Source organism: Actinoplanes nipponensis, from assembly GCF_016862275.1.
Classification (GTDB): Bacteria; Actinomycetota; Actinomycetes; order Mycobacteriales; family Micromonosporaceae; genus Actinoplanes; species Actinoplanes nipponensis.
Window position 1 is genome coordinate 114,680 of the sequence record NZ_BOMQ01000088.1, and the last position, 18,483, is coordinate 133,162.

10 protein-coding genes are annotated in these 18,483 nt (G+C 75.6%); 7 read left to right on the plus strand and 3 right to left on the minus strand.

The genetic code is table 11. The annotated features are described in order from the left end of the window. Positions 1-42: 42 nt before the first annotated feature. Positions 43-1,107: a hypothetical protein gene (locus Ani05nite_RS36175; RefSeq protein WP_203775954.1), complete on the minus strand. Its 1,065-nt coding sequence runs from the start codon at positions 1,105-1,107 to the stop codon at positions 43-45. Positions 1,108-1,280: 173 nt separating this feature from the next. On the opposite strand from Ani05nite_RS36175, the gene Ani05nite_RS36180 reads away from it, so the two are divergent. From Ani05nite_RS36180 to Ani05nite_RS36210, 7 genes are all read left to right on the plus strand, one after another. After that, positions 1,281-2,282: a hypothetical protein gene (locus Ani05nite_RS36180; RefSeq protein WP_203775955.1), complete on the plus strand. Its 1,002-nt coding sequence runs from the start codon at positions 1,281-1,283 to the stop codon at positions 2,280-2,282. 173 nt (positions 2,283-2,455) lie between these two features. Then, positions 2,456-4,348 (plus strand): lysophospholipid acyltransferase, encoded by a 1,893-nt coding sequence (locus tag Ani05nite_RS36185; protein WP_203775957.1) that lies wholly within the window; start codon positions 2,456-2,458, stop codon positions 4,346-4,348. Next, positions 4,345-5,793 carry an HAD-IB family hydrolase gene (locus tag Ani05nite_RS36190; RefSeq protein ID WP_203775959.1) on the plus strand — a complete coding sequence of 483 codons (1,449 nt, stop codon included), beginning with the start codon at positions 4,345-4,347 and terminating at the stop codon, positions 5,791-5,793. Before Ani05nite_RS36185 ends, Ani05nite_RS36190 begins: the two co-directional genes overlap by 4 nt. Further along, positions 5,790-6,806, plus strand: a complete 1,017-nt coding sequence (locus Ani05nite_RS36195; protein ID WP_203775960.1) for an NAD(P)H-dependent glycerol-3-phosphate dehydrogenase — start codon at positions 5,790-5,792, stop codon at positions 6,804-6,806. Before Ani05nite_RS36190 ends, Ani05nite_RS36195 begins: the two co-directional genes overlap by 4 nt. Continuing rightward, the gene (locus Ani05nite_RS36200; RefSeq protein ID WP_203775961.1) at positions 6,803-8,272 is read left to right on the plus strand and encodes a wax ester/triacylglycerol synthase domain-containing protein; all 1,470 of its coding nucleotides are present in this window, start codon (positions 6,803-6,805) and stop codon (positions 8,270-8,272) included. Before Ani05nite_RS36195 ends, Ani05nite_RS36200 begins: the two co-directional genes overlap by 4 nt. Positions 8,273-8,351: 79 nt before the next feature. Next, positions 8,352-9,629, plus strand: a complete 1,278-nt coding sequence (locus Ani05nite_RS36205) for an esterase/lipase family protein (protein ID WP_203775962.1) — start codon at positions 8,352-8,354, stop codon at positions 9,627-9,629. Further along, on the plus strand, positions 9,626-10,378 hold the full coding sequence (locus Ani05nite_RS36210; protein WP_203775963.1) for a 4'-phosphopantetheinyl transferase family protein: 753 nt from the start codon (positions 9,626-9,628) through the stop codon (positions 10,376-10,378). Before Ani05nite_RS36205 ends, Ani05nite_RS36210 begins: the two co-directional genes overlap by 4 nt. Here Ani05nite_RS36210 and Ani05nite_RS36215 read toward each other — a convergent pair. Next, entirely contained in the window at positions 10,367-15,904 is a 5,538-nt protein-coding gene (locus Ani05nite_RS36215) for an ATP-binding protein (RefSeq protein ID WP_239130989.1), read from the minus strand. The genes Ani05nite_RS36210 and Ani05nite_RS36215 overlap by 12 nt on opposite strands. A 15-nt stretch (positions 15,905-15,919) precedes the next feature. Next, positions 15,920-18,483 (minus strand): SDR family NAD(P)-dependent oxidoreductase (locus Ani05nite_RS36220; RefSeq protein ID WP_203775964.1); only part of this gene is annotated, 2,564 nt, incomplete at its 5' end.

Genomic DNA, 18,483 nt, shown 5'->3' on the forward strand with positions numbered 1-18,483 from the left:
CACCTCGACACCGGTACGCCGCCCCGGGAGCATCGCCGGCCGTCAGCCGGCCGGCGCGGGAATGACGTGCAACTGGGCGTTGGTGGTGGGCTGGTAGTAGACGTCGGAGGTCACCGCGTACACCTTCCGGCCGTTCGGGGCCCAGGCGAGCGCGCCGTCCAGCACCCGGTAGCCCTGGCCGACCTCGTAGGTCGACAGCGCCGCCGGGTTGCCGATCGTGTAGAAGTACACGTCCGGCTCGTAGCTGCCGTTGATGCCGCCCACGAGCCGGCCGCCGTCCCGCGACACCTCCACGGCCAGCGGGTACGGCTGCGCCTCGTAGTTGAGGCCCGGCGCCGTCAGGTCACCGGCGGGCACGGACGGGAAGTAGTAGGGCGCGCCGTTGGCCACGAACGCGGTGGCGCCGGCCGGGTCGAGGGCCAGGTCGCCGAGGTTGCTGCCCAGGTCGCGGGTGGAGCTGACCTCGGTCAGCCGGCCGCCGGCTACCGTGAAGCTGTGGATCTCGCTGGGGCTGGTGCCGGTCTCGCCGGCCAGCAGCACCGAGGGGTTGCGCAGCGCCGAGGTGACCAGCGGCGCGTAGTAGAAGAAGGTGTCGCCGGCCAGGCCGAGGGTCACCCGGGCGGGCTGGCGGCGCAGATCGATGTGGCCGATGTCGCCGGCGCCGGCCTGGCAGCCGTAGCCGAACCACAGGTAGCGGCCGGCCAACGCGAGGTGCGCCGGGCAGCCGCCGTCGGCGCCGGTGTCGTAGCGCGCCGACTCGGTCAGCGTGCCGGTGTCGAAGGCGGCGACGGCGTTCGCGGCGGGCAGCGCCGCGAACAACGTGCGCCGGTCGTTGCTCAGGGCCAGATCGGTCGGGCCGGGCAGGCCGTCGATCGTGGCCACGACGGCGCCGGCCGCGTCGGCCACCGCGATCTGACTCGTGCCGTATCCGCCGCTGATGAACTCGCGGTCGCCGGCGGCCACCACGTCGGCGCCGGCGGCGATCGGGATCGGCAGGCGGGTGACGACCGGGCCGGCCGCCAGGGCGGCGCCGGGCGCGACCGCGACGGCCGGCGCCGCGGCGGTGAGTGCGGCGGTGAACAGGCCCAACTTCCTCCAGAAACCCATAGCTCCCCCATGTCTAGAGCATTCGGACGTGTCTCTGTGTAGCACAATGGACCGATATTTTCGGTCCCGTACCGGACGGCGCACTTCGGTGGCCTGGGAAATCGGTGGCCCGGGAATTCGGTGGCCTGGGAATTCGGTGGCCCGGGACGGGACGGCGGACGAGCATGGTCGCCATGGGCCGGGATCGGGTGTGGTCGCCGCCGCAGGGCGGCCTGCCGCCGGCCGGCGCGACGACCGGTCCGGTCGTGGAGATCGCCTGCGACGAGTCCGGGTTCTCCGGCACCAACCTGCGCGACCCGGCCACCCCGGTGATCACCCACGCCAGCGTCGACCTGCGCGTCGACGAGGCGGTCGGGCTGATCGCGGCGCTGCGCTCCGGCTTCGGGTACGCGCCCAGCGAGGTCAAGTCCGGGCGGTTCCTCCGTGGCCCCCGGGCCGGCGAGGCGCTGGCCCGGCTGCTGGACGCGCTGCGCGGCCGGGCCCACGTGCACCTGGTCGACAAGGAGTTCTTCCTCGTCACCCGGATCGTCGACCTGCTGCTGGGGGAACCGTCCTGGACGGCCGGCACGCGGCTCGCCCTCGAGCACCGCCCGGCCGCCCTCGCCCTGTACCGGGCCGGGCGCGGGGCCGGCGGCGACTGGGACGCGTTCCTCGCGGCCTTCATCGAGCTGGTCCGGACCAAGCACCGGCGCCGGCCGGACGATCCGGCCCTCGCGCGGTTCTTCCGGGCACGCGACGCGCTGGCCGGCCACGCGCTCGACGCCCGGGCCGGCGACGTCCTCGCCGGGCTCGGCCGGGCGCGGGTGGGCGCCGTGCTGACCCGGCTGAGCGACGGCGATCCGGCGATCCCGCCGCCGCTGGAGCCGATGCTGCCGGCGCTGGCCGAGACCGTCCTGTTCTGGAGCGGCGGGCACCGGCGGGTGCTGGTGATCCACGACGAGCAGAGCGCCCTGACGGCCGGCCGGCTGCGGCGCCTGCAACACGCCCTGGCCGCCGGCGCCGGGCCGGCCGGGGTGTCGCCGCTGGCCGGGCTGGTGACCGTCGACTCCCGCGACGATCCGCGGGTGCAGGTCGCCGACCTGTTGGCCGGGATGGCCCGGCGGTTGCCGCGGGCGGCGGAGGGTCCACTCCGGCCGTTCCTGTCCCCCACCTCGCTGGGCGATCCCGGGTCCTGACCGGGCCGCCCCGGGCGGGCACCCGGCGGCGCGGTCGCCGCCGCCCGGCCAGGGCCGAAAGGCCCGCCCGGCCGGTGCCGCAGGTCGAGCCCATCGGTGCCGTTCGGCGGTTGAGCCGGCCGCGGTGTCGCCCAAGACTGGAGGCAACCGAGGCGCCCACCTGCGAGGTCGCGATGAACCCGAACCTCACCGACCATCCCACGATCCTGCGCTCGCTGGACCGCGCCGGGGTCCGGACCCTGCAGCGGGCCGGCGTCCTCCAGGAGCCGGCGAGCCCGCTGCCGACCGACACCCCGGAGGTCGCGCAGCTGCTCGGCGACGCCGGCCTGGCCGAGCGGCTCACCGACCTCGCCCACTCGCTCGGCCGCGACCCGCGGGAGGTGCGCGCCGAGGCCGCCGGCCACCTGCGCGAGATGGGGGCCACGCACACCGGGCGCGCGCCGCGGGACTGGGCCCGGTTCAGCCGGTGGCTGTCCCGCGCCCACGACCTGGTCGTCGACCCCGAGCAGACCCGCCAGCTGCGCGCGCTCGACCGCAAACAGTCGCTGCTGTTCCCGTTCTCGCACCGGTCCTACCTGGACGGTGTCACGGTGCCGGCCGCGGTGTCCCAGAACGGCATCACGCCGGCCTTCGTGCTGGCCGGGGCCAACCTCGACGTGTTCCCGTTCAACCACCTGCTGCGCCGCTCGGGGTTCGTCTACGTGCGGCGCTCCACCGCCGACATCCCGGTGTACCGGCTGGTGCTGCGGGCGTACGTGGCCCAGATGATCCGCAACCGGCGCAACCTCTCCTGGTCCATCGAGGGCGGCCGGACGCGCACCGGCAAGCTGCGCCCGCCGACGTACGGCGTGCTGCGCTACATGATCGACGCGCTGGACGAGGAGACCCGCGCCCAGGCGCTGATCGTCCCGGTGTCGATCGTCTACGAGCAGCTGCACGAGGTCGCGATGATGACCGCCGAGGCGCGCGGCGACAGCAAGCGCCCGGAGGACCTGCGCTGGCTGTGGAACTTCGGGCGGTCCCAGCGCGAACGGTTCGGCCGGGTCTACCTGCAGTTCGGTGAGCCGATCCCGCTGCGTGACCGGCTCGCCGAGCTGCGCGCCGACGAGCGGGTCGGCCCGCGCGTGGTGGAGCGGATCGCCCTGGAGACCTGTCACCGGATCAACCGCGCCACCCCGGTGACGACGACGGCGGTGGTGTGCCTGGCGCTGCTCGGGGCCGACCGCGCCCTGACCCTGGACGAGGTGCTGGCCACCGTCGCGCCGCTCGCGCGGTACATCAGGCGGCGGGGCCGGCCGGTGGCCGGCGCGGCCGACCTGACCGACCGGGCCACCATCCGCCGGACGCTGGACGACCTGGTCCGGTCCGGGGTGCTGGCCAGCTACGACGGCGGCACCGACGCGGTCTGGCGGATCGGCCCGGGCCAGCACCTGGTCGCCGCCTTCTACCGCAACACCGCCGTGCACGTGCTGGTGGACCGGGCGATCGGCGAGCTGGCCCTGGCGGCGGCGATGGCCGGCGGCGAGAACGCGCTGCAGACCGCGACCCGGGAGACCCTGCGCCTGCGCGAGCTGCTCAAGTTCGACTTCTTCTTCCCGCCGCGCCGCGAGTTCGCCGACGAGATGGCCGCCGAGCTCGCGATCGCCGACCCGGGGCAGGCCGACGGGTGGCACGAGTTCACCCCGGACGACGCCCGGCGGTGGCTGACCGACACCGAGCCCCTGGTCGCCCACCTGGTGCTGCGGCCGTTCCTGGACGCCTACCACGTCGTGGCCGACCGGCTGGCCGCCTGGGAGGACGACGACGAGCCGTTCGACGAGGCCCGCTTCCTCGACGAGTGCCTGCGGGTGGGCCGGCAGTGGGCCCTGCAGAAGCGCCTGGCCAGCGAGGAGTCGGTGTCGCTGGAGCTGTTCAAGCCGGCCCTGCGCCTGGCCGAGCACCGTGACCTGGTCGTGTTCCGCGGACCCGACACGGCCAAGCGCCGCGCCGACTTCCTCGACGAGATGCGCGGGACGGTGAGCCTGGTCGCCGTGATCGCGCAGTCGGCCCGCCGGGACCGGCCATGACCGTCACCGCCGCCGAGGTCGTCGAGGCGATCCGCACCGGACCCGCGGGGCCGGAGATCGGCGCGTTCTTCGACTTCGACGGCACGCTGGTACGCGGCTACACCGCCGGCGCCGTCCTGCGCGACCGGATCAGCAAGGGCGAGATCGGCGCGCTGGAGCTGGCCCGCCTCATCGTGGCCGGGCTGGACGGCACCGTGCTGGGCGGCAACCCGCTGACCATCGGCGACATCAGCTTCGCCGCGCTGCGGGGCCGGACCGTGGACTCGGTGGCCGAGATCGGCGAACGGCTGTTCGTGCAGAGGATCGCCGGGACCATCCGGCCGGAGGTCCGCGACGTCGTCCGGGCCCACCTGCGCCGCGGGCACACCGTCGTGGTGGCGTCCTCGGCCACCCGGGTGCAGATCGAGCCGGTGGCGCGCGACCTGGGCATCACCCATCTCGTGTGCACGGAGCTGGAGGCCGAGGACGGCGTCCTCACCGGGCACAGCAGCACCGGCATGCTGTGGGGCGAGCGCAAGGCCGCCGCGGTACGGGCGTTCGCCCGCGACCGCGGGATCGACCTCAAGCGCAGCTACGGCTACGCCAACGGGCCGGAGGACATCGCGTTCCTCGGTTCGGTCGGCCGGCCGTACCCGTCGAATCCGCATCCCCTGCTGCACCGGGCCGCCCGGGAGTACGACTGGCCGGTGCTGATGCTGCGCGAGCCGAGGTCGCCGGGGCTGCGCGCGTACGCCGGCACCGTCGGCGGCGTGGTCGGCACCAACCTGGGCCTGGCCGCCGGGGTGGCCTACGGCTGGCTGATCGGTGACCGCCGGCGGGGCGTCAACACCGGCATCGGGCTGTCCACCCAGGTCGGGCTGGGCCTGGCCGGCGTCCGGCTCAACGTGGTGGGCGAGGAGAACCTCTGGAAGGCCCGGCCCGCGGTGTTCGTGGCCAACCACCAGAGCGCCCTGGACGTCCTGGTGCTGGGCGCGCTGCTGCGGCGTGACTTCACCGCCGTGGCCAAGAAGGAGGCCCGCCTCGACCCGCGGATGATGGTCATCGGCGCGGTGCTGGACCCGGCCTGGATCGACCGGAGCGACCTGACCAAGGCCAAGCACGCCCTGGACGGGGCCGTGGCCAAGCTGCGGGCCGGCATCTCCATCCTCATCCTGCCCGAGGGCACCCGGATGCCGACGCCGAGCCTGGGCCGGTTCAAGAAGGGCGCGTTCCACATCGCCCGGCAGGCCGGCGTGCCGATCGTGCCGATCGTGCTGCGCAACACCGGCGAGCTGGCCTGGCGGCGCTCGATGGTGGTCAACCCCGGCACGGTCGACGTGGCGGTGCTGGAGCCGGTCGAGACCGCCGGCTGGACGGCCGACGAGCTGGACGACCGGGTCGCCGAGGTACGCCGGCGGGTCACGGACACCCTGGCGGACTGGCCGCGGGAGGTGACCACGCGATGAGCGCCCGCAAGCCGAAGGTCACCGTGCTCGGCGGCGGCACCTGGGGCACGACGGTGGCCTCCATCACCGCCCGCAAGACGCAGACCCTGCTGTGGGTGCGGGACCCGGACATCGCCAAGGCGATCAACGAGAACCACCGCAACCCGCGCTACCTGGCCGGCTTCGACCTGACCGCCGGGCTGCGCGCGACCGCGGACCTGGCCGAGGCCGTCGGGGACGCCGACGTGCTGGTGGCCGGGGTGCCGTCGCAGTACCTGCGGGGCGTGCTGGAGCAGACGGTCGCGCACGTCCGCCCCTTCATCCCGGTGGTGAGCCTCGTCAAGGGCCTGGAGCGGGGCACGCGCAAGCGGATGACCGAGGTGATCGGCGAGGTGCTGCCCGGGCACCCGGCCGGCGTGCTGTCCGGTCCCAACATCGCCCACGAGGTGGTGCAGGGCTACTCGGCCGCGGCGACGCTGGCCATGCCCGACCACCGCACCGCGCAGTCCCTGCAGAGCCTGGTGCACACCTCGCGGTACCGGGTCTACACCAGCGAGGACGTGGTCGGCGTGGAGATCGCCGGCGCGTTGAAGAACGTGTTCGCGATCGCCGTCGGCTTCGGCGACGGGCTGGGCGCCGGCGACAACACCCGGGCGATGGTGATCACCCGGTCGTTGCACGAGCTGACCCGGCTGGGGGTGGCGATGGGCGGGCGGGCGGAGACGCTGGCCGGCCTCGCCGGCATGGGCGACCTGGTCGTCACCTGCATCAGCCCGCACAGCCGCAACCGGCGCGTGGGTTTCGAGCTCGGCCGGGGCAAGCCGCTCGAGGAGATCCTGGCGTCGATGCATCAGGTGGCCGAGGGCGTCGCGACCACGACGGCGGTGATCCGGCTCGCCGCCGAGCGGGGCATCGAGATGCCGATAGCCCGGGAGGTCGACGCGGTGCTCAACCACCGGCAGCCGGTCGAGGAGACCTATCGCGGCCTGCTGCGCGTCACCCCCGGTCACGAGGTGGACGGGGAGGCATGGTGAGCACGAGCAGCCCGGACCGGCCGGCGGTGGACCCGGCCGAGGCCAACGCGCAGGCGTGGGCGCTGGCCGGCGCCTGGGGCACAGGGGACCGGATGACCGAGGTCGAGGCCCTGATGTGGCGCAGCGAGCGGCACCCGCGGCGGTCGGCGACCATCTCGGTGCTGATGATGCTCGACACGGCGCCGGACTGGGACCGGTTGCGCGCCGCCCACGACTGGGTGACCCGGCTGGTGCCGCGCACCCGCAAGCGGGTGCTGGAGCCCGCCGTGCCGGTCGGGCCGCCGGCCTGGGTCACCGACCCCGCCTTCGACCTGGACTACCACCTGCGCCGGGTGAGCCTGCCGGGGCCGGGCGGGATGGCCCAGGTGCTGGCGTTCGCCCAGGCCGCGGCGATGACGCCGTTCGACCGTACGCGCCCGCTGTGGGAGGGCACGCTCATCGAGGGACTGCCGGACGGCCGGGCGGCGTACTTCCTCAAGCTGCACCACTCGCTCACCGACGGCCCGGGCGGCGTACGGCTGGTGTCGCTGATCCAGAGCCGGCACCGGGAGCACACCCACGACAAGCCGGTGGCCCCGCCGCGGCCGTCCGAGCCCCGGCCCGACCCGCGGTGGCTGGCCGTCGAGGAGGTCACCGAGCAGGTGCTGACCCTGCCGTCGGCGGCCGGCCGGCTGCTCGCCGCGGGCGCCCGGGTCCTGGCCCATCCGGAGTCCGCGGCCGCGAGCGCGCTGCGGTTCGCCGGCTCGCTGCGCCGGACCACGGCGCCGTGGTCGGTGCCCGGCTCGCCGCTGTTCCGCGGCCGGACCGGCAAGGCGTGGCGGTTCGGCGTCCTGGAATGCCCCCTGGCCGACCTGCGGGCGGCGGCCGAGGCGGCCGGCGGGTCGCTCAACGACGCCTTCGCCGCCGCGCTGCTCGGCGGGATGCGCCGCTACCACGAGCGGCACGGCGCCGAGCTGGCCGAGATGTCGATGACGATGCCGGTCAGCCTGCACAAGTCGGACGACCCGATGGGCGGCCACGAGTGGGCCGGGGCGACCTTCGCCGCGCCGGTCGGCCTGGCCGACCCCGAGGAAAGGATCGCCACGCTCCGCGGCATCGGGCTGACGCTGCGGGTGGAGCCGGCCCTGGACGGCCTGTCGGTGGTGGTGCCGGTGCTGAACCGGGTCCCGTCCGCGGTACGCGCCGCGGTCGGCCGGCTCCCGACGGCGGCCGACCTGTCCGCGTCGACCTTCCCGGGCGCGCCCGGCGAGACCTACCTGGCCGGCGCGAAGGTGGAACGGGCGTACCCGTTCGGGCCGTTGCCCGGCGCCGCGGTGATGGCGGCGATGGTGTCGCAGGCCGGCACCTGCGGCCTGGGCCTGACCATCGACGGATCCGTCGTGTCCGACCCGCAGGTGCTGGTGGAGTGCGTACGTGAGGGCCTCAAGGAGGTGCTGGCGCTGGCCCCGGACGTCGCGGGCGCCTGATCGGCCCCGGCCGGCCCTTGTCCCCGGGGCCGGTACGCCGCACGCTGTCGGTGGACCCTCACCGGGACGGGAGCTGGCGATGAGCGGCGAAGCGGAGATCAGGGCGGCCGGACGGGTGGTCGGCGACGCCCTGGCCGGCGTGGTCGGCGTGGTCCGGGACACCCACCGGGCGATCGCCGACCGGGCGTTCGCCGCGGGCGGACCGGCCGCACAGCCGATCCGCGCGGCGCACGGCCTGATCGCGGGCGGGGTGTACGCGACCGTCGCCGGCGCCCACGCCCTGGTGCCCCGGCTTATCGGCGTCGCCGTCGGCGAGGGGTGGCGTCCCGAGCGGCCCCCGCTGTCCGGCAGCCGGGCCGGCCGGTTCGCCCTCGCCGTGCTCAACGGCCTGTGGGGCGACACCCTCAGCGGCCGGCACCCGGAGCTGGCGACCCCGATGGCGGTCCGGTCGCACGGCGAGGACGTCGCGCTGACCGGCGAGGCGCTGCGGGCGGCGTTCCCGGCGGCGGGCCCGCGGATCGCGGTGTTCGTCCACGGCCTGTGCGAGACCGAGGACTACTGGTCCCTGGCCGCCCGGCGGCACCACGGGACGCCCGAGATGACGCTCGGTGCGCGGCTGCGGCGCGACCACGGGTACACCCCGGTCCACCTGCGCTACAACACCGGCCTGCACGTGTCCGACAACGGGCTGCGGCTGGCCGCGCTGCTCGAGGAGCTGGTCGCGCACTGGCCGGCCGCGGTGGAGCGGATCGCCCTGATCGGACACTCGATGGGCGGCCTGGTGATCCGCAGCGCCGGCCGGCAGGGCGCGGCGGCCGGACACCGGTGGGTGCCGGCGGTCCGGCACGCGATCTTCCTGGGCACTCCGCACCTGGGCGCGCCGCTGGCCCGAGGGGTGCACACCGCGGCCTGGCTGCTGGCCCGGTTCCCGGAGAGCCGGCCCGTCGCCCGGCTCATCGGGGGGCGCAGCGCGGGGGTGCACGACCTCAACTACGGCGCGCTGGTGGAGGAGGACTGGCGCGACGTCGACCCCGGCGAGCTGCCCCGCGACCTCTGCACCGACGTGCCGTTCCTGCCGGACGCGGCCCACCACTTCATCGGCGCCACCCTCGCCCGGAGGCACGACGGGCCGCTGGCCACCGTCCTCGGTGACCTGTTCGTGCCGTACCGCAGCGCCGCCGGCCTCGGCGAGCGGCGGAGCGTGCCCTTCGACTCGGGCAACGGCCGCCACCTCGGCGGCCTGCACCACTTCGACCTGCTGAACCACCCGGAGGTGCACGACCAGGTGTGCGCCTGGCTGGCCGGGCCGCCCGCGCCCGCCCCGCCCGGGGATGCGCCGGCCGGGCCGGCGCGGTGACGGAGCGGCCGGCGGCGCCGCGCTGGCTGGTCCGGGGCGAGGACGCCCTGCCCGCCGGCACGCGGTGGCTGTCCCCCGGCGAGGCCGCCCGCGCCGCCGCGCTGGTCCGTCCCAAGCGGCGCACCGAATACCTGCTGCGCCGGCTGGCCGTCAAGCACACGGCGGCCGCGCTCACCGGACGGCCCGTTGAGGTTGCGGCGCTGGCCCGCATCGAGGTCCCCAACACGCCCGGCGGGGCGCCGTACGTCCTGCTCGACGGCGACCCGGCCGGGTTCGACGTGTCGGTCACCGACCGGGCCGGATGGGCCGTCTGCGTCACCGGCCGGCGGGTCGGCTGCGACCTGGAGCTGGTCGAGCCGCGCAGTCCCGCCTTCGTGCGGGACTTCCTGACCCCGGCCGAGCAGCGCTTCGTCGCCGCCCGTACGCCCGGCGACGACCGGGCCGCCGCCGCCAACCTGATCTGGTCGGCCAAGGAGAGCGCCCTCAAGCTGCTCGGGACCGGGCTGCGGCGCGACACCCGCAGCGTGGAGGTGACCGCCGCCGCGCCCGGGCCCGACGGGTGGGGGACGCTGGCCGTCCGCGACGCCGAGGGCCCGCCCCTGTCGGGCTGGTGGCGCCGGGAGGGCGCGTTCCTGCTCACCGTGGCCACCGCGGCGCCGGGGCCGCCGCCGGTCGCTCTCGACCCGCCCGGCGTCCTGGCCGCCGCGGCGCCCCGGCACTCCTGGCTCGAGCGTCCGTCACCCCGGTGAGGCCGCCATCCCCCGCTCCAGCGCGGCCACCAGGTCCGGCCGCAGCCGCTCGGCGCTGATGATCCGGTCCACCGAGCCGACCGCCATCGCCCGCTGCACCGTGTGGATCCGGTCGAACTCGTCGGCCACCTCGCCCAGCTTGGCCGACCGTACGGTCGCGCTGACCTCGGCCAGCCGGGCCCGCAGCGGCCCGGCGGCCGGATCGGCGGCGGCGCGCAGCTGCTCGGCGGCCTCGCGGACCCGCGGGTCCCGTTCCGTGCGGGCCGTGACCTCCCGGGCGAAGACGGTGGCCGCGGCCGGCGCGCCACCGATCACCGAGGCGAACGAGCCCTCGACGGCCACCATCTCCAGCCGCTCGTTGAGCGCCTTGGAGAACACCACGAACGCCCCGCCGTGGTAGCGGGAGACCACCACGAAGACGATCGGGCCGCGGAAGTTGGTCATCGCCCGGCCGATCTCCGCGCCGTACTCCAGCTGCCAGCGCCGCATCGACTCCGGCGAGCCGTCGAAGCCGGACAGGTTGGCCAGCACCACCAGCGGCCGGTTGCCGCTGGCGGCGTTCACCGCCCGGGCCAGCTTGCGCGACGACTGCGGGAACAGGGTGCCGGACGTCCACGCCGACGGCCCGCCGGCCGGCACGAACCCGCGCCGGGTCAGCGTGTGCGACTCCACCCCGAGCAGGCAGACCGGGATGCCGCCGATCCGGGCGTCCCAGACGACCGCGATCTCCGCGCCGCGCCAGTACGCCCAGCGCTCCAGCGGCGCCGCGTCGGTGTCGGTGACGGCCCGCATCACCGAGCGCATGTCGAACGGCTTCTTGCGGTCGCCGTTGCGCTCGGCCGAGAACACGTCGCCGACCGTCGTCAGGTCCGTGCCGGCCACGGCGGCGTGCGGCGCCGTCCGGACGTCGCGGTCGGCCGGGTCGGCGGTGGGGTGCCGGCGCGGGTACGCCTCGCCGGGCACGACGTACGTGTGCTCGTAGTGGCGCAGCAGGATGTCGCAGGCGTCGCCCAGGTCGGCCGCCCAGTACTGCGCCTGGCCGTTGGGCCCCATGATGCGGTCGAAGCCGCCGATGCCGAAGTTGTCCTCGGCCGACACCCCGCCGGAGAAGTCCAGCGCCTGCTTGCCGGTCAGCACCATCGCGCTCGCCGGGGTCATCACCAGGATGCCGCGGGTGTGCATGAGCATCGTCGCCTCGGCGTTCCAGTACGGCTGCGCGCCCACGTTGATGCCGGTGACGATGACATTGACCTCCGCGCCGCCCTGGGTGAACTCGATCAGCCGGCGCAGCACCGCGGCGATCCAGTCCATGTTCTCGGTGCCGCTGTCCATCGCGATCCGGGCGCCGGACGACAGGGCGAACCACTCCACCGGCAGGCGCAGCCGCTCGGCCAGGTCCAGCGCGGCGATCACCCGCCGGCACTCCGGTTCGGCGAGGTTGCCCAGCCCGCGGGTCGGGTCGCCGAACAGCGCCACCCGGGCCATCCCCTCGGGCACCGTCACGGTGTCGTTGCTCAGCACCCCGACCACGATGTTGGCGGTGTTCAGGCCGTACGGCCGGGACACCTCGGCCAGCTCGCCGCGCTCGTCCAGGTCGTACTCGGTGAACCGGCCGACCGGGAACCGGGCGACGGCGCCGGGCGGCGGGGTGAGCAGCCGCACGATCTCGTACGGGTAGGGCGCCCCGAACCGCCGGGCCCGCAACAACTTCTGCCGGTACGGCGTCAGCGGCCGGATCGGCTCCTGACCCGGCGGCCGCTCGCGCACGGTCACCCCCGTGCCCAGCCCCTCCACGTGCAGCACGGTGTCGCGGCCGTCGGGCCGGCGCACCCGCAGCACCACCTTCTCCAGGCCCGCGCCGGCGGCCAGCGGCGCCAGCGAGCGGGCCAGCTCGGTCCACGCGTCCGGCGTGAGGTCCCAGGGCGGCCGGACGTAGAGCACGATCCGGTTGGCCGCGGGCGGGTCGGCCGCCGGGAACGCGGTGAGCGCCTCGCGGATGCCGGCCAGCGCCCGCAGCCCCATCAGCTCCAGGCTCGGGTACCGCAGGGTGCCCTCCGCGTCCCGGGTGGGCCGCAGGTCGCGCACCTCGGCCAGGGCGAACAGCCGGTGGTCCTTGGGATTGTCGTGGGCGATGCCGTGGAACAGGTACACGTCCTCGGCCGACCGCAGCCGTTCCAGCCGGAAGTTGCCCAGCCGCCACAGGTCCAGCCGCTTGGCCAGCATCGGGTGCAGGTTGCGGTAGAGCCGGTCCTCGACGAACTCGCCGTCCTGCTGGCGGTACGTGAGGTGGTGGGTGCGGAACCGCTCCGGCGCCGGGCCGTCGACCGTGGTCACGGTCACGTCGAGGCGCCGCAGCGGGCGGCCGAAGTCGCAGTCCGGCAGCAGCTTGCCGAGCTCGGCCAGCAGGTCGTCGACGTCCACCGGCGGACCGGACCGCCAGGTGGCCACGTCGACCACCACCTCGCGGCCCGCGCCGGCCGTGCCCAGGTGCGCGGCCACCGCGTGGGCCAGCCGGGGCAGCTCGGTCAGCGGCGCGTACGCCGTCACCAGGTGGACCTTCTCGTCGTCCACGTCGTAGTCCGCGCTGCCCAGCGGCCAGCCGTCCAGCTCGGTGACCCGCAGGCCGGACAGCGTACGGATGCGGTAGAAGCGGCGGGTGTAGACCTCGAGCAGGAGCCGGCGCACGGCCGGATCGGCGGTGTCGCGCCAGCGGCGCAGCAGCGTGCCGCGCAGCGGTTGCGGGCAGCCCACGAGCCGGTCGATGCAGTCGGCCCGCTCGGCCGGCGGGCCGGCGCCGAGCGCGTCCAGGTCGCTCTCCACCCGGGCGTACTCCTCGGCGACGACGGCGTCCAGCAGCGGCTCGTCGAGGTAGTGGTAGCGCACGTCGCGGGCCAGGTCGGCGATCAACCGGTGGTGTCCCTGCGTCGCGGCGGCGAGCCGGTCCAGACGGACGCGCGTCTCGGCGTCAGTCAGCCCGGCCAGCTCGCCGTGGTGCCGCAGCCGCCGTTGCAGGATGTTCGCGATCACCGGGGCCAGCTCGCCGACCCGGCGGAACGAGCGGAACATCCACAGGACCGCCTCCTCCAGCTCCGGGGTGCGCTCCAGGCCGGACACGTCGTAGCGCAGCAGCGCCCGTTCCAGCCGGCGGCGGTACTCGTCGGGCAGCCCCGCCCGGTCGGCGTCCAGCCACTGCAGGTAAGACAGCAGGTACTCCTGGGCGCTGCCGTCCACCGCGGCGTCGTCCGGGTCGGCCGGGCCGCGCGGGCGGTACAGCGAGCCGACGTCGGCGTACAGGTCCAGCAGGCTGTTCTCGCAGGCCAGCAGGCCGGGATCGGCCGGCGGGGCGGTCTCGCCGAGGCGGCGCTGCCGTGTGGCCATGGCCCTGACGGAGGCCGGGTCGAGGTCGTAGCCGAGCAGGTAGCCGCGCAGCGCCGCGTACACCCGCTCACACGGCGGGGTGCCCGGCGCCGGGCCGGCGACCAGCCCGGCGAAGGCCAGCCGCTCCCCCGTGGTGGCCGCCGGCGTGCCGGCCGGCCGGATGCGCATCACCGGCGCCCCGGCGTCGACCTGCACGTTCTCGGCGGTCTCGAGCGCGACGACCGTGCCCTCCAGGGGCGCGGTGAGCGTCGACTCCATCTTCATGCTCTCCAGCACCGCGAGCGGCTGGCCCACGGTCACGTGGTCGCCCGGGGCGACCAGCACGGAGACCACGAACGCCGGGCCGGCGCTGCGCACCACGCCACCGTCGTCGCGGGAGACCACGTGGGACCGGCCGGCGACGTCCACCCGGATGGTGGCGCCCTCGACGACCGTGACGACGCGGTACGACCGGTCGCCGACGCGTACCCGGCGCTGGTAGCCGTCGCGCCGTTCCACGGTCAGGTCGGCGTCCCCCGTCTCCGCGGAGGTGATCCGGTAGGTGCGCCGGCCGGTGCGGTACACCCGCAGGTCGTACTGCTGGCCGCGGTAGCGCAGCCGGCAGCGGTGCCCGACCTCGGCGGCCGACTCCGCGCCGCCGCGCCGGGCCCGGGCGTGGAACGCGGCCTGCTCGGCCGCCTGGTCCAGCTCGTACGAGGTCACGGCGGCCACCAGCAGCGCCACCGGGTCGGGGGCGGGCAGATGGTCGCCGGTGGCGGTCAGCCGGTCCAGCCAGTGATTGTCGAACCGGCCGGCGTTCACCTCCGGCCGGGACAGCAGGCCCAGCAGGAAGGACCGGTTGGTCGTGCCGCCGTCGATCACCACGGTGGTGTCGGCCAGGGCGCGCCGCAGCCGGGACAGAGCCTCCTCACGGTCCTGCCCCCAGGCCACGATCTTCGCGATCATCGAGTCGAAGTCCGGCGGGATCCGGTCGCCCTCGCAGAAACCGGAGTCGACGCGGATGCCGGCGCCGGTGGGCAGGCTGAACCGGACGAGCCGGCCGGGCGCGGGCGCGAAGTCGTTCTCCGGGTCCTCCGCGCAGAGCCGGGCCTCGATCGCGTGGCCGCGCACCGGTGGCGGCCCGCCGGTCAGCCGGCCGCCCCCGGCCACGTGCAGCTGGAGCTTGACCAGGTCCAGCCCGGTGGTCGCCTCGGTCACCGGATGCTCCACCTGCAACCGGGTGTTCACCTCCAGGAACTGGAACCGCCCGGTGTCGGGCTCGACGAGGAACTCGACGGTGCCGGCGTTGCGGTAGCCGGCCGCGGCGACCATCCGGACCGCCGCGTCGCGGATGGCGCGCTCGCCCGCGGCGTCCAGCACGGTCGACGCGGACTCCTCGATCACCTTCTGGTGCCGGCGTTGCAGGGTGCAGTCGCGCACCCCGACCGCCCAGGTGGCGCCGGCCCCGTCGGCGATCACCTGGACCTCGACGTGCCGGGCGCTCGGCACCAGCCGCTCCAGGAAGAGCGTCGGGTCGCCGAAGGCGAACCGCGCCTCCTCCCGGGCCGACTCGAACGCCGCGGCCAGCTCGGTGGCCGCGTGCACCAGCCGGATGCCCCGCCCGCCGCCGCCGGCCGCCGCCTTGAGCACCAGCGAGTAGCCCATGCGTTCGGCGTGGGCGCCGGCCTGGGCCAGGTCGTCGACCGGTCCGTCGCTCCACGGCACCACCGGCACGCCGGCCCGCTGGGCCATCCGCTTGGCGGCGACCTTGTCGCCGAGCAGCCGGATGGTGGCGCTGTCCGGGCCGACGAACGCGATCCCGGCCTGCTCGCAGCGCTGGGCGAAGGAGGCGCTCTCGGCGAGGAACCCCCAGCCCACCCAGACCGCGTCCACGCGGGCCCGCACCAGCGCCTCGAGCACGGCCGGCTCGTCGAGATAGCGGGACCGGCGGTCGCCGGTGACCGGGTCGACGGCGGTCGCCGAGCCCAGCGACACCGCCTCGTCGGCCTCACGGACGAACCAGGCGTCGGCGTCCGGCTCGGTGTACAGCACGACCGTCGTGATCGGTGGCCGGTCGCCGTCCTGGTTGAGTTCCCGGACGGCGGTCAGCGCGCGGATCGCCGGCTCACCGCGGTTGGCGATCGCCAGCCGGGAAATGATGCGGGGCATGGTCTCCGTCCTTCCTCAACCGTCGATCGCGGCACGGAACGGGGCACAGACGTCCTCCGGCAGCGCGTCGGGCAGCCGCACGGTGCGGTAGCCGTCGACCCGGAGCACGACGGCGCCGTCGTCGTCGCGGACCAGGCAGTCGAAGCCGCCGTGGCCGTCCGGCCGGGCCAGGGCCAGCAGCCCGGCCCGCTCGGCCGGTTCGGGGCCGAGCCGGACCGCGTCGACGTGCGCCGGCAGCGCCAGCCGCCCCTCCCGGCCGGCCTCCCAGAGTCCGGCGGTCTGGAAGCACAGCTCGGCCAGGCGCGGTCCACTCAGGGTCGGCGCGTCGGCCTGGCCGGGCAGACCGTCGGCGAAGCGGGCCGCCACGCCGTCGCCGTGCCGCCAGGCGGAGCCGACGACCTGGTAGGCGGGGCCGTGGAAGTACAGCCGGTAGACGTCGTCCGGGCTCAGCTCCGGCGGCTGCGGGCGTACCGCGCCGTCGTCCCGGTCGAGCGACGGCGGCTGCGCGGCGAGGCGTACCGACCCGGTGAAGTGGGTCGTGCGCTGGACCTGGCCGCTGCCGGGCAGGGTGCGTTCGGCGGACAGCCGGCACTCGGCCAGCAGGTCGGCGCCGTCCGGGCGCAGCAGCGCCGTGACGCGCAGCGTGCGCGGCTCGTCGCGGTAGAACTTCACCGGCGCGGCGAAATCCACGTTCTCGACGGCCACCACGGACCAGCCCGGCACGAGCAGGCGGGCCGCCTCGGCGAACGCCTCGATGCCCATCACCCCCGGCAGGACCGGGATGCCGTCGATGCGGTGGTCGTTCAGGAACGGCGTGGTCGCCGGGTCCAGCGTCGTGTCGACCACGAGGCCGTCGTGGACATCCAGCCCGACCGCCCGCGTGGCGACCGGTCCGCCGGCCGGCAGGCTCGCCGGGTCCAGCCCGCCGGTCCCGTGGTACCCGGCCGCCATCGCGCCGAGCTGTCCGGCCACGACCACCTCGCCGTCGGCGGTGCGGCAGGTCAGCTCGCGCCGGATCCAGGCCACGCCGGCCGCGGCCGGGAGCATCTCGACCCCGGCGCGCTGCATGAGCTGAGGGATCGAGCCGCGGGTGGCCATCCCGATGTCGCCCCAGGCGGTCCAGTCGATCGCCAGGGTCCGTACGCCGGGCCGGCTGCGCCGCAGGCTGCTCAGCACCTTGCACTGCAGGTCGTTGGCCGCGCTGTAGTCGGTCTGGCCGACGTTGCCGAACCGGCCGGCGACCGAGCTGAACGCGACGACCGTGCCCAGCGGCAGGTCGCGGGCCGCGTGCAGCACGTTGAACAGCCCGTCGCCCTTCACCGCGAGCACCAGGTCGAACTCGCCCGGCTCCTTGTCCGGCAGGGCATGGCTGATCTCCACCCCGGCCGCGTGCAGCAGCACGTCGATGCGGCCGCTGGTGTCCCGCACACCGGCGACGGCCTTCTCGACGGCGCCGGCATCGGTCAGGTCGACGCTGTGGTAGACGGCCGTGCCGCCGGCCCGTTCGACCGCCTGCACGGCGGCCAGCGCCGCCTGCGACCGCTCGTAGCGGGCCAGTTCCCGGTCGATCAGGACCGGGGTGGGCCGCTCGCCCCGGGCGCGGAACCGGTCCGCCAGCTCGGCCTTGAACCCGTCCCGGTCCTCGGCGTAGCGGCGCAGGTCCGGATCGGCCGGGTCGGGCCGCGGGGTCAGGTCGAGCAGGTGGAAGGTGCCGCGTGAGGCGGCCGCGAGGTCGGCCGTGATCGCCGAGACGATGCTGCCGGCCGCGCCGGTGACCAGGAAGACCTGGTCCGGGCCCAGCTCGGTGTCCGCGGCGGGGAACGGCCGCTCGGCCAGCCCCACTCCCCAGCGGCGGCCGTCGGCGTACCCGACCTCGACGCAGCCGGGATCGCGCAGCGTCTCCTCCACCAGCCGGTCCGCCGGGGCCGCGGTCTTCCGGCCGGCCGCGAAGTCGACCGCCTTGACCAGCGCGTCCGGCCGCTCCCGGCGGTACGCCTTGGCGAAGCCGGTCACGGCCCCGCCCAGCGGGCAGGTCGCGCCCGCCGCGTCGTAGCCGTGGTAGCCGCCCAGCCGGGTCGCGGTCACCAGGAACGGGCTGTCGGCGTAGAGCCGCCGCATGGTGCGGTAGAGCCCGCGGACCCGCCGGTCCAGCGCCGCGCGCCAGCCGTCGAGGTCCAGCCCGTCGAGGCCGCCCTCGTCGTCGAGCGCGGCGAGCCAGTACACGCCGTGCACGGGCCCGCCGGCCAGGGCCGCGTCCAGCGCCGCGGCCGGGTCGTCCGGGTCGAGGGTCAGCACCTCGACGCCCAGCCGGGTCAGCCGGGTCGCCAGCGCGTCCCCGACGCCGCCCTGGTCGGGCAGCAGGACGACGCGGGTGCCCTCGGCCAGGGTGATGCCGGTCGGCACGCAGGCCGCCGGCTCCGGGCGCAGCGCCGGGACGGGCACCCGCCGGACGATCCCGTCGGTGGCCGCGAGGTCACCGGCGACCGGGGCAGCGACCGGGACGGCGGCGGTCGGGCCGGCCGTCACCGCTGGCGCGGCCAGCTCGGCCGGCTCAGCCGGCGCGGCCGCTCTTTCCCGCA

Bases quoted from the DNA above. Each gene is read 5' to 3' on its own strand.
- Ani05nite_RS36175 (WP_203775954.1), bottom strand. From the start codon at position 1,107: ATGGGTTTCTGGAGGAAGTTGGGCCTGTTCACCGCCGCACTCACCGCC.
- Ani05nite_RS36180 (WP_203775955.1), top strand. From the start codon at position 1,281: ATGGGCCGGGATCGGGTGTGGTCGCCGCCGCAGGGCGGCCTGCCGCCG.
- Ani05nite_RS36185 (WP_203775957.1), top strand. From the start codon at position 2,456: ATGAACCCGAACCTCACCGACCATCCCACGATCCTGCGCTCGCTGGAC.
- Ani05nite_RS36190 (WP_203775959.1), top strand. From the start codon at position 4,345: ATGACCGTCACCGCCGCCGAGGTCGTCGAGGCGATCCGCACCGGACCC.
- Ani05nite_RS36195 (WP_203775960.1), top strand. From the start codon at position 5,790: ATGAGCGCCCGCAAGCCGAAGGTCACCGTGCTCGGCGGCGGCACCTGG.
- Ani05nite_RS36205 (WP_203775962.1), top strand. From the start codon at position 8,352: ATGAGCGGCGAAGCGGAGATCAGGGCGGCCGGACGGGTGGTCGGCGAC.
- Ani05nite_RS36215 (WP_239130989.1), bottom strand. From the start codon at position 15,904: ATGCCCCGCATCATTTCCCGGCTGGCGATCGCCAACCGCGGTGAGCCG.